Below are 14564 nucleotides of genomic sequence, written 5' to 3' on the forward strand. Positions count from 1 at the left end.
CCCAATCCCCCACCCACCCGTCGCGGGCCGCCCGGGACGCGCAAGAGCCCCTGCCCCGTGGAGGCAAGGGGCTCCTTCTGATGATCCCGGTGCAGAGTTGAGCGGTCTCCTCAGACAGCAGGGAGTGCGCCGCCCTTCACCGCCCCTACGAACCAGGACCAGGCGTCGGCGTCGAAGACGAGGGGCACACGGTCCAAGGCCTTGCTGTCGCGCACGGGCAGGATGCCGGGGAACCCATCCGCTACCTCCAGGCAGTTGCCGCCCTGCCCGCTGTAACTGCTCTTGCGCCACGTCGCGGTCTCAAGACCGGGGGTGCTCATGCCACGTCACCTCTCTGCTTCCCTGCTGCTACAGCTCCTGCCGCACCCGGGAGATCAGGTTGAGGCTGTCCGCCGGGCTCAAGGCGATTGACCGGAGCGAGTCGAAGATAAGCGTATAGTCCGCGGTCTCCTCCGGCGTCTCCATATAGAGCGTCCCCGTGTAGTGCTCCACACACACGACGTCCGGAAACGACGAGCCGGGAAAGCCGAAGAGGACGAAGGAACCAGACAGTCCGGCATGCGCACCGGCCCGGTCAGGGATGACCTGAACCTCCACGGACGGATGCCCGGCCATCGTCTCCAGATGCTCCAGCTGCCTGCGCATGACGTCCCTGCCTCCCACCTGGAGTCGGAGGGCCGCCTCTCCTTCGATCACGCACAGCCGTGGCGGGGTTGGACGTTCCAGAATCTCCTGACGCTTCATGCGCGCCTCGACCAGTGCTTCCACCTCGTCGTGTTTCAGAGTGGAGGGCTTGGCGGAGAGGACTTCCCGGGCATAGTCAGGCGTCTGCAACAGGCCGGCGATGAGACCGCCCTCGTACGACCGGATGTAATCGGCGGTGTTCTCGTAGTCGATGAACTCCGTGTACGTCGGGCGCGCCAGCCCCGCCCGCTGCACCCAGCCCGGTTCACGGCTCCGCCGAGCCAGCTCCAGCGCCTCGTCGACCAGGGCGGGGTCATCGACACCGTAGAACCTCAGCAGGTCGCGCAGTTCACCGAGGGAGATGCCCAGACGGGCGTTCTCGATGCGATTGATCTTCGTCCGGTGACAGCCGATGCGTTCGGCGGCGTCATCAAGGGTCTTGCCTGCCTTCTCCCGGTATCCGAGCAACAGCCCGGCAAGGCGACGACGTCGAAGAGTCGGACGCACTGCGGCCATAACTACCCCCTCCACTCAAGTGCGTTGACGGCACAGCCACCCCGGAAAAGATCATGGCAATATTTCCAAGAGGCGGTTGCGTACAGAGCGTTGCGAAGAGCACTCTAGACCTGGTTACCCACCGCCACCAAGTGGTGACGGATGGGTACTTCGACCTTCCCTCGCTCGCTCTCAAGGGGATGAGCCATGCCCACACGAGCCGTACCGCTCGCCGCCGCACAGGCAGCGACGCATCAGTTCCCGCGACAACGCCGCAGCGTCGGCCGGGCCCGCGCGGCTCTCCGGGAGCAGCTCGCCATATGGCACATCGAGGGCGAACTCGTGGACCGGGCAGCACTGTTGCTCTCGGAGCTGGCCACCAACGCCGTCAACGCGAAGACGGCACCCGGCCGTGAGATCCAGGTCCGGTTCGTACTGACCGGCCGGGAGTTGCGCGTCGAGGTGGCGGACGCAAGCGACGAGCAGCCGATGATGAGGCACGCGAGCAACGACGACGAGTCCGGGCGGGGGCTTCAGCTGGTCGCCGCGCTGGCCGACTCGTGGGGCGTTGAACCACGCGACATCGTCGGCAAAGTCGTGTGGGCCCGCTTGATGCTGCCGGAGGGGGACGCGTCATGACGCCGGCAAAGGGCCTCACGAAACCGGGCTTCTGGTGTGAGCGGAGGACGTATCGCTCCTTGTCGGCCGACGCTCTCGCATCCGTGGCGACGTACGGCACGACCAACCCGGCACAGGCCATTCGCAAGATCCGGGTGGATGTGAGGGTGTTGGCATCCACGCTCCCGCCACGCGAGATGGCGCGGGCCTTCAAGTGGGCGAACGAGCGCGGCTGCCTCGGGGCACTCGCCGCCCTGCACCGCGGGGAACCGTGCGGGTTCTCGCTCAACAGCCATGACGCGTGGGTGGAGTGGTCGGTTCGGCCGGTCGTGTTCCTGGCGTTGGCCGGCTGTGGGGCTGCCGCCTTCTGCCTGAGTAACGGAGAGCGACCGGCGGAGCGGGGAACGCCCCTGGCGCCCCGGTCACACACCTCGTAAGGCTGACACCCCGGACGGCGATCACTGATGACGATTCTTACCCAGCCGTGCTGCTCTGCCTGTGGTCCTGGTAGGCAAGTCGGATGCTTGACCGACTTCCTCTCGATGAGCAACTCGACGGCTTGCGATCCGTTCTCTCCCAGAACGAGACCTATATGACGTAACGGCAGCGTGCGGCAGCGGCAGTGGTGTGCATCGCGTCAGACAAACCGCTGGCCAAGCTGACGGGGGCTCCCCGCATCTCAGGCGACAGAGACGCGGGGAGCCATTTACTGTCAGGAGTCGTAAGCGATCTTCAGATCGCTGGAGTACGAGGTGTCCTCAACGGGGGTCTCGCCCCGTCCCTGGGAAGACGGGCTGATTCCGTCGAACAGCGAGTACCTGAAGCTGAAGCCGAGATTCGCGGTTCCGGGACGACCACCCACATTGACGCGGAAGGTGCAGTTTCCGTACAGCGTGTAGTTCTTGTTGCGTCGGTTGTTAGGGACCGACGAGTGCCAGAAGTAGTTGACGGCAACGTTGGCATGAGAGTCGTGGTACGGGAGCTGCATGTGGCCGGCCTTGCACGTCATCCTCCCCGTCGCGATGGCCTGCACGGTCGGGGAGGTGCGGAACGACCACGCCATGTGGGCCGGTCGACCCACGGTGCCGGCCATGTTCACCTGCCCGGTGAAGGTGCCGTTCGCGTCCGTTCGCTTGTAGTCGGGATCGGACATCTTGAAGGTGTGCTTGCCCTGCTGAACTCCGGCGTGGGCCGGAGCGACCCCCAGTGCGAGAACTGCGGCAAGCAATGCCGAGCCGATTGCAACGGATCGCTTGGCGGATATGGGGAAGACACGAGAATCCAGTCTGCTGACGGGCAGCGGAAGGAGACCATCCCACCGCTGCGCGTGACTGATAGGACTGATCCGGTCGGTTGCCGATGCGCGGTCAGGAATCGAAACTGATGTCCAGCCCAGACGAATAGCCCGGACCGTCGTCCCCGTTTGGCGGGCGGCGCACATCGGCCTCGGGCCAGACACGTACGGCACGCCAGTGGTATTCGTCCTGCTCGGCCTCCTCGGCCGAGAAGGTGACGAGCTGGCCAGCGGTCAGCTCTCGGAAGCCGCTGGCCTGGATAGCTGAGAAGTGCGCCCATACCTGGTCCGGGAGGGAATCAGAAACGAGGACGCCCCATCCCTCCTCGCTGTGCCACTCAAGCACATGGCCAGCGAGCACATCTTCAGCCTTGGTCTCAGGCATGGCTCCCTCGTCCCCCCTTTTTTTGCGCCATTGGCACATAGCCGTTCGGCACGCACTGTGGTCAGCAGCGCTTGACCGAATCGCTGGTGACATTAGCAAACACCCCTTGGTCACGGGGGCGAGGGGGTGCCGCTGCGGTGTGGCAACCTCGCGAAATTGCAGGAGATCCTTTCGGCGAGGCGACGAACCCTGACGGTGTGAGCACGTGCTCAAATTGAAGGCAGCTGCACGGACCCTCAGCTCCCGTACAGCGCCTCGATCTCCCCCGCATACGCCGCCATCACCGCCTGCCGCTTCACCTTCATCGACGGTGTGAGCATCCCGTTGTCCTCGTTGAACTCGCCCTCCACCAAGGTGAACGCGCGGATGGACTCGGCGCGGGAGACGGCCTCGTTGGCGTGGTCGACGGCCTTCTGGACGTCGGCTCGGAGGCGGGGGTCATCGAGGATCTTGGAGAGCGGGGTGTCGGCGGGCATCTTGCGTACTGACAGCCAGTGGGCCACGGCCTCCGGGTCGAGGGTGATCAGGGCGGCGATGAAGGGGCGGTTGTCGCCGACGACGAGGCACTGGCCTATCGGGGGGCGGCTGCGGAGGCGGTCCTCCAGGACGGCCGGGGAGACGTTCTTGCCGCCGGAGGTGACGAGGATGTCCTTTTTGCGGCCGGTGATGGTGAGGTAGCCGTCGTCGTCGAGGGAGCCCAGGTCGCCGGTCGCGAACCAGTCGTCGGTCAGCACGGCGTCGGTGGCTGCCTGATTGTTCCAGTACGCGCCGAAGACGATGCCGCCCTTGATCAGCACCTCGCCGTCGTCGGCGATGCGGACCGCCGTGCCGGGGACCGGCTGGCCGACGGTGCCGGGGCGGGGCCTCAGAGGCGGGACGATGGTGGCGGCGGCCGTCGTCTCGGTGAGGCCGTAGCCCTCGTAGACCATGATTCCGGCGGCGTAGAAGAAGAGGTTGAGCTCGCGGTCGAGGGGGGAGCCGCCGCTGATGGCGTAGCGCAGGCGGCCGCCGAGTTCCTTGCGGACGCGGCGGTAGACCAGGAGGTCGTAGAGACCCCAGGCGGCGTAGAGGGCGGGGGTGGGGCCCTTGGCTGAGCCGGTACCGAGGAACTTGTCCAGGTAGGCCTTCGCGAAGCGGACGGCTGTGCGGTGGGCTCGGTCGAAGGAGGCGCCGCGGCCCATCTTCTCCGCCGTCGCGCGGCCCGTGTCGTGGATCTTCTCGAAGAGGTACGGGACGCCGACCAGGAAGGTGGGGCGGAACTTCCTGAGGGCCGGGCGGAGTTCGTCGGGCTTGATGCTCGGGCAGTGGCCGATCTCTATGCGGGCCATCAGGCAGGCGATCTGGAGGGTGCGGCCGAGGATGTGGGCGAGGGGGAGGAAGAGGAGGGTCGAGGCGGTCTGGTGGGTGACCTCCTTGAAGATGGGGTGCAGGAGTTCGACCGTGTTGGCCGCCTCGGCGTGCAGGTTGGCGTGGGTGAGGACGCAGCCCTTCGGGCGGCCGGTGGTGCCGGAGGTGTAGCAGACGGTCGCGATGGTGTCGGGGGTGAGGGCCGTGCGGCGCTTGGTGAGCTCGTCGTCGGGGATCTCGCGGCCGAGGCTGGTGAGATCGGCGAGCGCGTCCGCGTCCAACTCCCAGATGCGCGGGGCCTGTTCGTGGCCGGCCGTCCCCCTCGTCACCGTGGCCGTGTTCTCGGCCGTCTCGGTCACCACGTGACGGGCACCGGAGTCCCGGACGATCCACTCCACCTGGTCCGCGGAGGAGGTGGCGTAGACGGGGACCGTCTGGCCGCCGGCGGCCCAGATGGCGAAGTCCAGGACCGTCCACTCGTAGCGGGTGCGGGACATCACGGCGACCCGGCCGCCGGGTTCCAGGCCGGCCGCGATCAGTCCCTTGGCCACAGCGGTGACTTCACGCGCGAAGGCCGCGGCCGTCACCGGCTGCCACGTGCCCGCCTCCTCGCGGCGGAGGGCCACGGCGCCGGGGGCCTCGGCCGCGTTGGTGAAGGGCAGGTCGGCGATGCTGCCGGTGGTGGCGCGCGGGGCGAGGGGTGGCGTGCGGGCCTCGCGGACCACGCCCTCGGCGTCCTTGACGACCTCGACCTTGGTCCGGTTCAGCAGGTCCGTGCGCTGCTTCGCCCGCTTGAGATCCTTGCGTACGCCCATGGTGGCTCCCGGGTGCCAGTCGTACTTACCGAAGAGTCAACTTACTCACGCGTAAGGGAAGGTCAATGGTTCACACAAAGTGCGGGCAAGGAGCGGGGCAGGGCCATCGGAAGGGGCCTCCGTCTCCCCCGGACTCACCCCGCTGACCGATCTGTTCGCCCAGCGGCTGCTCGATCCGGAGGGGGTGAACTCGACCGCATCACCACCGAGTTGCTGGCCGCCGCGCTGAAGGACACCCGGTGGCAGCGGACATCGCCGTCGTGCGCGCCCCGGCTCGGGGTGGCCGCCGTCCGGGCCGCGTACGGCCATGAGCTGGACGCGCTGCATGTCGAGGGCCTCGTGCGGGCGTTGCCCTCCGTCTGCGCGGACTCCTGAGAGCCTGGAACAGGCTCTGAGGCGCCGGCCTAGTCCATCAGCCGCTCCGCCCGGCCGATGGCCTCCGCCAGCTGCCGTACGTCCTCGTCCTCCGTCTCCTTCGCCAGGTCCTCGGCGTGGTCCGCGAGGCCGCTGAGGGAGGGGGCGGCGGGCAGGGAGCTCCAGCGGGAGTCGCCGTCGCGCAGCGCGTCCGCGAAGTAGGCGGCGGTGGCCGTCACCTGGAACCTCGCTGAGGTGTCGTCGAGGGAGTCGTGCAGGGAGCCGGTCTCCAGCTGGCCCGACTTCTCGTGCGGGGCGCGGGTCTTGGGGTCGAGCCAGCGGACGCTCGCCGTGGCGAGGTGGCCCTCGGTGCCGGGCCTGGTGCGGACGGCGTAGAGGGCGGTGACGGTGTGGCCGGGGCCGATCTCGCCGCCGTCGACGCTGTCGTCCCGGAAGTCCTCGTCGGCGACCTGGCGGTTGTCGTAGCCGACGAGCCGGAACTCCTTGACCGTCTCGGGGTCGAAGGCGACCTGGGCCTTGGCGTCGCGGGCGGTCAGGTCGATGTTCTGGGGCAGTTGGCGGCTGAAGACCTTACGGGCGTCGTCCTCGTCGGAGACGTACACCGTGTGCCCGTCGCCCTTGTCGGCGAGGCGTTCCATCAGGGCGTCGCCGTAGTCGCTGCCGACACCGACGCCGAAGAGGGTGATGCCGTGCTCGCGGCGTTCGGAGGCGATGCGTTCGAGGATGGCGTCGGCGTCGGTGTCGCCGGTGTTGGCGAGGGCGTCGGAGATGAGGACGACCCGGTTGGTGGCGCCCTTGCGCAGGCCCTCCACCGCTGTCTCGTAGCCGGTCTCCATCCCTGCGCCCAGGTTGGTGGAGTTGGTGGGCTCCAGGCTGTCGATGGCGTCGTGGATCTCGTCCCGGTTGCCGTCCAGACGGGTCATCGGCAGGACCGTCTCGGCCTCGTCGCTGAAGGTGACCAGGGCGACCGAGTCGTCGTCGCGCAGTTGGTCCGTCATGTGTCCGAGGGAGTCCTGGGCGAGGTCCAGGCGGCCCGGTTCGGCCATGGAGCCGGAGATGTCGATGACGAAGGTGAGGGCGGCGGGCGGGCGTTCGCCCGGGTCGGAGGCGGGGCGGGTGGCGAGGCCCACGCGGACCAGGGACCAGTCCTCGCGTTCGGTGCGGGCGCCGTCGACGGTGACCGTGAAGCCGTTGCCGTCCGGGCGGTCGTAGTCCTGGCGGAAGCTGTTGACGAACTCCTCGGGGCGGACCGTCGACGGGTCGGGCAGCCGGCCCTCGGCGAGGGTGCGGCGGGCGTAGCCGTAGGAGGCGGTGTCGACGTCCAGGGCGAAGGTGGAGAGGTAGTCGGGCTCGGGGGCGAAGTCGCGGGATTCGTCCGTGTCGTTCTCGCCCTCGCGCCGGTCTCCCTGGCTGTACGCGGGAGCCGGGAAGCCGCCTTCCTTGCTGTCCGCCGTGCGCCCGCTGCTGTCGTCGCTCCCACCGCATCCGGTGAGCAGCAGGCCGCCCGCCGCGGTGAGTGCGAGCAGTGCTGTGCGCAGGCCTCGTGTGCGGTACCGATCCATCGGCCCTTCCCCCTTGGTCCGTTGACGTCGACTTCTGTGACTGTGACGGGCCAGGGGGCCGGAACGTGCGCTACGGAGGGTTGCGGATGAGTCTCGAAGCGGGCACGGGGGCGGCCCGCCGAGACCGGTGGGTGATCTTCCGGTGACCTAGGACACCACGTCCTTGCGGGCGAAACCGCGGAAGGCCAGCGCGAACAGCACGAGGGCGTACGTTACGGAAATCGCGGTGCCCTGGATCATGCCGGACCACTCCAGGCGGGGCTGTACGGCGTCCGCCCACGCGAACTGCCAGTGCGCGGGCAGGAAGTGGCGCCAGTCGCCCAAGGCGGTCACGGCGTCCAGGACGTTGCCCACGATGGTCAGGCCGACCGCGCCGCCGACCGCGCCGAGCGGGGCGTCGGTCTTGGTCGAGAGCCAGAACGCCAGGCCCGCGGTGACCAGTTGGGACACGAAGACGTACGCCACGACCACCAGCAGGCGCTGCGCCGCCGTGCCCGTGTCGAGCGAGCCGCCGGTGGGGATCTGGAGGGGACCCCAGCCGTACGCCGCCGTACCGACCGCCAGCGCCACCACGGGCAGGATGATCATCGCGGCCAGGCTGAGCCCCAGTCCGACCACGAGCTTGGACCACAGGAGGCGGGCCCGGGGCACGGGGGCGGCCAGCAGGTAGCGCAGGGAGGACCAGCTGGCCTCCGACGCCACCGTGTCCCCGCAGAACAGCGCGACGGGGATGACCAGCAGGAAGCCCGCGGAGACGAACAGGTTGACGGCGGCGAAGTTCGCGCCGGACGCCGTGGCCGTGTCCATCAGGGTGATGCGGTCGCCGCCGCCGTCCGGCTCGCCGCCGATCGCGAACGCGGCGACCAGCACGAACGGCAGCACGGCGAGGATGCCGAACATGACCTGCGTCCGGCGCCGCTTCAGCTGGCGGATCAGCTCCACCCGGAGGGGCAGCGTACGGCCCGCCCGGTAACCGGAGGCGACCTCGGTGCGCGCGGTGCTCTCGGCGAGCGTGCTCATGCGGAACCTCCGATCAGGGTGAGGAAGGCGTCTTCCAGACGGCGGTGGGGGCCGACCGACTGGACGGGCACTTCGAGGCGGACGAGTTCGGCGACCAGGCGCTGTGCGCTGCCGTCGGCGTCGAGCCGGATCAGGAGCCCCTCGTCGGTGCGCACGGCCGAGGTCACGCCCGGCAGGGCGGCGACCTTCTCGACGACCGGCTCCTCCACCGCCGTGGCCGTGCCGACGAGCAGCGTGTCGCCGGAGCCGACGATCTCGCCGACCGGGCCCGCCTGGACGAGACGGCCGCGGTCCATCACCACGAGGTGGGTGCAGGACTGCTCGACCTCGGCCAGGAGATGGCTGGAGACGATCACCGTACGGCCGGCGGCCGCGTAGCGGATCATCACCTGGCGCATCTCGCGGATCTGGGGCGGGTCCAGGCCGTTGGTCGGTTCGTCGAGGATGAGGAGGTCCGGGAGGCCGAGCATCGCCTGCGCTATCGCGAGGCGCTGGCGCATGCCCTGGGAATACGTGCGCACCGCGCGGGCCAGTGCGTCGCCGAGGCCGGCGATCTCCAGGGCCTCGTCGAGGTGGGCGTCCTCGGGCGGGCGGCCCGTGGCCTGCCAGTACAGCTCCAGGTTCTCCCGGCCGGACAGGTGCGGCAGGAAGCCCGCGCCCTCCACGAAGGCGCCGACCCGGGAGAGGACGGGCGCGCCCGGGCGGATCGCGTGGCCGAAGACGCGGATCTCACCGGCGTCCGGCTTGATCAGGCCCATCAGCATGCGGAGCGTCGTGGTCTTGCCCGCGCCGTTCGGGCCCAGGAGACCGAGGACCTGGCCCTTCTCCACGCGGAAGGACAGGTCCCGTACCGCGTAACGGTCCTCGGAGCCCGCGTACCGCTTGCTCAAGTCGGTGATCTGGAGCGGGACTTCGGCCAGTTCGGGGTCGGGCGCCGGGGTGGCGGTGCGGCGGCGGGCCGTCAGCAGCAGGGCGAGGGCGATCACCGCGGCGGTGAGCGGCAGCCACCACACCCAGGACGGGAGCGGGGCGGCGGCGGTGCTCACACCGGGGGCCGTCGGGACCGACAAGTCGCCCTTCAGGGAGACCGTGTACGTCGCCGGGGCGGCCGGGGAGGCGTAGCCGAGGTCCGTGGAGGAGAGGACCAGGCGCAGGCGGTGGCCCTGCTCGATGCCGTAGTCGATGGCGGGGAGCGTGAGCGTCACGTCCTTGCCGGCCTTGGCGTCCTCGACGCGCACGGGCGTGACCAGCTGGGACGGCAGCACCTGCTGGGTGCCGTCGGGGCCGACGTCGTAGACCTTGGCGAAGAGCACCGCGTCCTCGCTGGTCGACTGCACATGGACGGTCGCCGTCGGGGAGCCGGTGATGCGCAGGTTGCCGGTGACCGGCGCCGACTCGAAGCGGGCGAACTGGCCGGGGAAGTCCAGGGACACCCCGACGCCCAGCGAGGACAGCTGGGCGAGGCCGCCGGAGCCGCCGAGGCCGGGCAGTGCGGAGACGGCGGGCGGGCTGGCGCCGGCCGGGTTGGCGAAGCTCTGCTCGCCGCCGGTGAGGGCGACGGACCTACGGCCGCTCTCCAGGCCGGGGTACGTGTCCGCGCTCGCGCCCCGCAGCAGGGCCTGGCCGTCGGTGGAGTCGACGCCTCCGGTGCGGGTGACGCGGAAGGCCGGGCCCGTGTCGACGCTCTTGTCGTCCTTGAGGTAGCGGTCGAACCAGGACTGCACGCGTCCTTGGATACGGCCCGTCTCCATGTCGCCGCCGTCATGGCCGCCCGCGATCCAGTCGACGTCGACGGGGGCGCCGTTGGCGCGGATGGCCTTCGCGGCCTGGTCGGCCTGGCCGAGCGGGAAGAGGGAGTCGGACTGGCCCTGCATGAGCAGGGTGGGCACCTTGATCCGGTCGCCGACGGCGGACGGCGAGCGTTCCTGAAGCATCCGCTCGGCCGGCGCGTCCGGAGTCCCGGACTCCGCGACCCGCTCGTACATCTCGCAGATCCGCGTCTCGAACTTGTCGCAGCCGCCGGCCGAATTGACGAAGATGCCCGCCCAGAGCTTCTTGAAGACGCCGTTCGGGAACAGCGCATCCGAGAGGTTCCAGTACGTGATCGCCGGGGCGATGGCGTCCACCCGGTCGTCGTGCCCCGCGGCCAGCAGCGAGATCGCGCCGCCGTAGGAGCCGCCCGCCATGCCCACGCGCGGGTCGCCGGCCTTGTCGAGCTCGACCTGGGGCTGCTTCGCCAGCCAGTCGAGCAGCCTGGAGACGTCGGCGACCTCGCCGTCGGGGTCGTTCAGCCCGACCTTGCCGGTCGACTTCCCGAAGCCGCGGGCGGACCAGGTCAGTACGGCGTAGCCGTCCCGGGCGAGGTCCTGGGCCTGTTCGCGTACGTCGTCCTTGCTGCCGCCGAAGCCGTGCGCGAGGAGGACGGCGGGGCGGCGTTCGCTGCCGGCGGTCGTGAAGTACGAGGTGTCGATGCGTACCCCGTCGCCCATGTCCATGACGCGGTCGGCGTGCCGCACCGCGGGCGGGTCGTCGTCGGCGACGGCGGTCCATGTCCCGGCACCGGCGACCACGACGACAGCGGCCGCGGCGGCAAGCAGCCGCCGCGGCCTCCGTAGCCCTCGTAGTGCGGGCAGTCGAAGATCCATGGTTCAACGGTACGGGGCCAACCTGTCGGCAAGTTATCTACCGAGGGCTGAATCCCGGCCCCTTCCGTGGGGGTACGGCGGGGGATTTGTCTACCGCGTTCGTGGTACGGCGGGGGAGAGCTCGGGGCGTTCTGTGGTCTGCCGCCTGCCGGTTCGCTGTGGTTTCTCGCGCAGTTCCCCGCGCCCCTAAAGGGGCGCCTGCTCATCCGTCGGTATCGAGACCAGCCAGCGTGTGTCTCGGCGTGGGCGGAGGTACAGGGCCCAGTACAAGGTCGCCACCGCCGTGATGCCGCCCGTCCACAGCAGGTACTCCGGCTCCTGCTGGCTGAGGATGTACACGAGGACCGCGATCAGCAGGATCGGCATCGCCGGCCACAGGGGCATTCGCCATGCCGGGGTGTGCTTGTGGGCGCCGCGGCGGGACAGCAGCGCGGCGACTGCGACGAGCAGGTACATGCCGGTCACCGAGACGCCCGTGATGCCGTACAGGGTGTCGAGGTTGACGAAGCAGAGGACGGCGCCGGGGATGCCGACGGCGAGGGTGGCGACCCAGGGGGAGCCGAAGCGGCCGAGTCTGGCGAGGACGTTGTTGACGGGGCCGGGCCAGGCCTTGTCGCGGGCCGAGGCGAACAGGACGCGGGAGTTCTGGATGACCATGACGATGCCGGCGTTGATGATGGCGAGGGCCACGCAGAGGCTGACGAAGGTGCCGACCGCGGAGTTGGACCAGGCGGTGACCATGGTGCCGATGTCGCCGCCGGTGAGTTCGCCGAGGTCCGAAGCGCCCAGGGTGATGGCGGCGACGGGGACCAGGATGATCACGGCGGAGATGGCGAGGGTGGCGAGGACCGTGCGGGCCACGTTGCGGCGCGGGTTCTCCATTTCCTCGGAGAGGTAGACCGCGGTCGAGAAGCCCTGGGTGACGAAGAGGGCGATGGCGAGTCCGGAGACGACCAGCAGGCCCGTCACGGTGTCGGTACGGCCGTCCGCGCCGGCCACCTCCATCGAGACGAGGCTGCCCGGGCCGCGCTCGGCGTGGGCGAAGCCCAGCACCGCCACCACGGCAGCCGCGATGACCTCCAGGACCAGGAAGACGCCGGTGATCCAGGCGTTGGCGCGCAGGTCGAGCAGGCCGGCGAGGGTGGCCAGCAGCATGACGGCGGCGCCGGTCATCGACGGGTCGAGGTCGACGATCGGGGCGAGGTAGTCGGCCGTGCCCATCGCGATCACCGGCGGTACGACCATGACGACCAGCAGCGAGAGCACGAAGACCAGCCAGCCCACGAGCCGTCCGGCCAGCGTGGACACCATCGCGTACTCGCCGCCCGCGCTGGGGATGAGGGTGCCCAGCTCCGAGTAGCAGAACGCCACGGCGATGCAGAGCAGGGATCCGATGGCGATCGTCAGGGCGGTGGCGGTGCCCAGCGAGCCGAACAGGTCGGGGACGACCACGAAGAGGGTGGACGCCGGGGTGACGCAGGAGAGCGTGAGCAGCGTGCCGCCGACCACGCCGATCGAGCGCTTGAGCTTGCGGGGGCTGTCCTGGGAGCTGTCCTGAGGGCCGTCCGACGCCTCGACGGCGGCGCCCTCGGCAGGGGTGAGGGTGTCGGTCACGAGGGGGATGCAACATTGACGGAAACCGTCACGTCAATGGCTGATTACCTACGGAATTCGTTGCCAGACGGCATCTTGACGCGTGTTAGCGTTGCTTCGAAGCCGTGTACAGCACGACTTTCGAGCATGCGGGAACCGCAGCGCGGGCCCGCGAAAAAATGGGGCCGTCCGCGATCCGGACGGCCCCAGACGCTCGAGGTCGGTGCGTCAGTGGTTGCGCGGGAAGCCGAGGTCGACCCCGGACGGGGCCTCCGCCGGGTCCGGCCAGCGGGTGGTGACGACCTTGCCGCGGGTGTAGAAGTGCGTGCCGTCGTTGCCGTAGATGTGGTGGTCGCCGAAGAGCGAGTCCTTCCAGCCGCCGAAGCTGTGGTAGCCGACGGGGACCGGGATCGGGACGTTCACGCCGACCATGCCGGCCTCGATCTCCAGCTGGAAGCGGCGGGCGGCGCCGCCGTCCCGGGTGAAGATCGCGGTGCCGTTGCCGAACGGCGAGCTGTTGATCAGCGCCACGCCGTCCTCGTACGTCTCGGCGCGCAGCACGCACAGCACGGGGCCGAAGATCTCGTCCTGGTAGGCCTTCGCGGACGTGGGCACCTTGTCGAGCAGCGAGATGCCGATCCAGTGGCCGTCCTCGAAGCCGTCGACGGTGTAGCCGGTGCCGTCGAGGACCACCTCGGCGCCCTCGGCCGCCGCGCCCGTGACATAGGAGGCCACCTTGTCACGGTGCGCGGCGGTGATCAGGGGACCCATCTCGGAGGTCGGGTCGTTGCCGGGGCCGATCTTGATCTTCTCGGCGCGCTCGCGGATCTTCTCCACCAGCTCGTCGCCGATCGAGCCGACCGCGACGACCGCGGAGATGGCCATGCAGCGCTCACCCGCCGAGCCGTACGCCGCCGACACGGCCGCGTCGGCCGCGGCGTCCAGGTCGGCGTCCGGCAGGACCAGCATGTGGTTCTTGGCGCCGCCGAGCGCCTGGACGCGCTTGTGGTGGGCGGCGGCGGTGGTGTGGATGTAGCGGGCGATCGGCGTCGAGCCGACGAAGGACACGGCCTTGACGTCGGGGTGCTCCAGGAGGCGGTCGACGGCCACCTTGTCGCCGTGGACGACGTTGAAGACGCCGTCCGGGAGACCGGCCTCGGCGAGCAGCTCGGCGATCTTGATGGACGCCGACGGGTCCTTCTCGCTCGGCTTGAGCACGAAGGTGTTGCCGCACGCGATGGCGATGGGGAACATCCACATCGGCACCATCGCCGGGAAGTTGAACGGCGTGATGCCCGCCACGACACCCAGCGGCTGGCGGATCGACGACACGTCCACCCGGCTCGCGACCTGCGTCGACAGCTCGCCCTTCAGCTGTACGTTGATGCCGCAGGCGAGGTCGACGATCTCCAGGCCGCGCGCCACCTCACCGAGGGCGTCGGAGTGCACCTTGCCGTGCTCGGCGGTGATCAGCTCGGCGATGGCGTCCCGGTTGGCGTCCAGCAGCGCCCGGAACCTGAACAGGATCGAGGTGCGCTGGGCCAGCGAGGACTGGCCCCAGGTCAGGTACGCCTCCTTGGCGGCGGCGACCGCCGCGTCCACCTCCTCGACCGAGGCGAACGCGACCTTCGTGGTGACCGCGCCGGTGGCCGGGTCGGTGACCGGCCCGAACGTGCCCGACGCGCCTTCGGCGGTCTTGCCGCCGATCCAGTGGTTGACGATCTTCGTCAT

The 14564-nt window shown here is 69.6% G+C and carries 12 protein-coding genes; 2 read left to right on the forward strand and 10 right to left on the reverse strand.

Annotated features, from left to right (window positions below; all coding sequences use genetic code 11):
• Nucleotides 1-110: 110 nt before the first annotated feature.
• Nucleotides 111-320 carry a DUF397 domain-containing protein gene (locus tag L0P92_RS12400; RefSeq protein ID WP_234762621.1) on the reverse strand — a complete coding sequence of 70 codons (210 nt, stop codon included), beginning with the start codon at nt 318-320 and terminating at the stop codon, nt 111-113.
• A 28-nt stretch (nt 321-348) separates the two neighbouring features.
• Nucleotides 349-1200 carry a helix-turn-helix domain-containing protein gene (locus L0P92_RS12405; RefSeq protein WP_234762622.1) on the reverse strand — a complete coding sequence of 284 codons (852 nt, stop codon included), beginning with the start codon at nt 1198-1200 and terminating at the stop codon, nt 349-351.
• Nucleotides 1201-1386: 186 nt separating this feature from the next.
• On the opposite strand from L0P92_RS12405, the gene L0P92_RS12410 reads away from it, so the two are divergent.
• A complete protein-coding gene (locus tag L0P92_RS12410; protein WP_234762623.1) occupies nt 1387-1818 on the forward strand; it encodes an ATP-binding protein in 432 nt (143 codons plus the stop codon).
• Nucleotides 1819-2509: 691 nt separating this feature from the next.
• Here the strand turns inward: L0P92_RS12410 and L0P92_RS12415 are convergent.
• The 3 genes from L0P92_RS12415 to L0P92_RS12425 all read right to left on the reverse strand — a co-directional run bounded on the left by L0P92_RS12415 (nt 2510) and on the right by L0P92_RS12425 (nt 5638).
• Nucleotides 2510-2950, reverse strand: coding sequence for a hypothetical protein (locus tag L0P92_RS12415; RefSeq protein WP_234762624.1), 441 nt, complete (start codon nt 2948-2950; stop codon nt 2510-2512).
• A 214-nt stretch (nt 2951-3164) separates the two neighbouring features.
• Entirely contained in the window at nt 3165-3476 is a 312-nt protein-coding gene (locus tag L0P92_RS12420; RefSeq protein WP_234762625.1) for a cold-shock protein, read from the reverse strand.
• Nucleotides 3477-3712: 236 nt separating this feature from the next.
• Nucleotides 3713-5638, reverse strand: a complete 1926-nt coding sequence (locus L0P92_RS12425) for an AMP-dependent synthetase/ligase (RefSeq protein WP_234762626.1) — start codon at nt 5636-5638, stop codon at nt 3713-3715.
• Between the two features lie 210 nt (nt 5639-5848).
• On the opposite strand from L0P92_RS12425, the gene L0P92_RS12430 reads away from it, so the two are divergent.
• Nucleotides 5849-6013, forward strand: a complete 165-nt coding sequence (locus L0P92_RS12430; protein ID WP_234762627.1) for a chorismate mutase family protein — start codon at nt 5849-5851, stop codon at nt 6011-6013.
• A 29-nt stretch (nt 6014-6042) separates the two neighbouring features.
• Here the strand turns inward: L0P92_RS12430 and L0P92_RS12435 are convergent, their stop codons facing one another.
• The 5 genes from L0P92_RS12435 to mmsA form a co-directional block, all read right to left on the reverse strand.
• Complete coding sequence (locus L0P92_RS12435; protein ID WP_234762628.1) at nt 6043-7575, reverse strand: vWA domain-containing protein; 1533 nt, start codon at nt 7573-7575, stop codon at nt 6043-6045.
• Between the two features lie 147 nt (nt 7576-7722).
• A complete protein-coding gene (locus L0P92_RS12440; RefSeq protein WP_234762629.1) occupies nt 7723-8595 on the reverse strand; it encodes an ABC transporter permease in 873 nt (290 codons plus the stop codon).
• The gene (locus tag L0P92_RS12445) at nt 8592-11240 is read right to left on the reverse strand and encodes a CocE/NonD family hydrolase (protein ID WP_234762630.1); all 2649 of its coding nucleotides are present in this window, start codon (nt 11238-11240) and stop codon (nt 8592-8594) included. The genes L0P92_RS12440 and L0P92_RS12445 overlap by 4 nt, the downstream gene beginning before the upstream one ends.
• 186 nt (nt 11241-11426) lie before the next feature.
• Nucleotides 11427-12854, reverse strand: a complete 1428-nt coding sequence (locus tag L0P92_RS12450; RefSeq protein WP_234762631.1) for an APC family permease — start codon at nt 12852-12854, stop codon at nt 11427-11429.
• 207 nt (nt 12855-13061) lie between these two features.
• Entirely contained in the window at nt 13062-14564 is a 1503-nt protein-coding gene (gene mmsA, locus L0P92_RS12455) for a CoA-acylating methylmalonate-semialdehyde dehydrogenase (RefSeq protein ID WP_234762632.1), read from the reverse strand.

The sequence above is a fragment of the Streptomyces muensis genome (assembly GCF_021474425.1).
GTDB classification, from domain to species: Bacteria; Actinomycetota; Actinomycetes; order Streptomycetales; family Streptomycetaceae; genus Streptomyces; species Streptomyces muensis.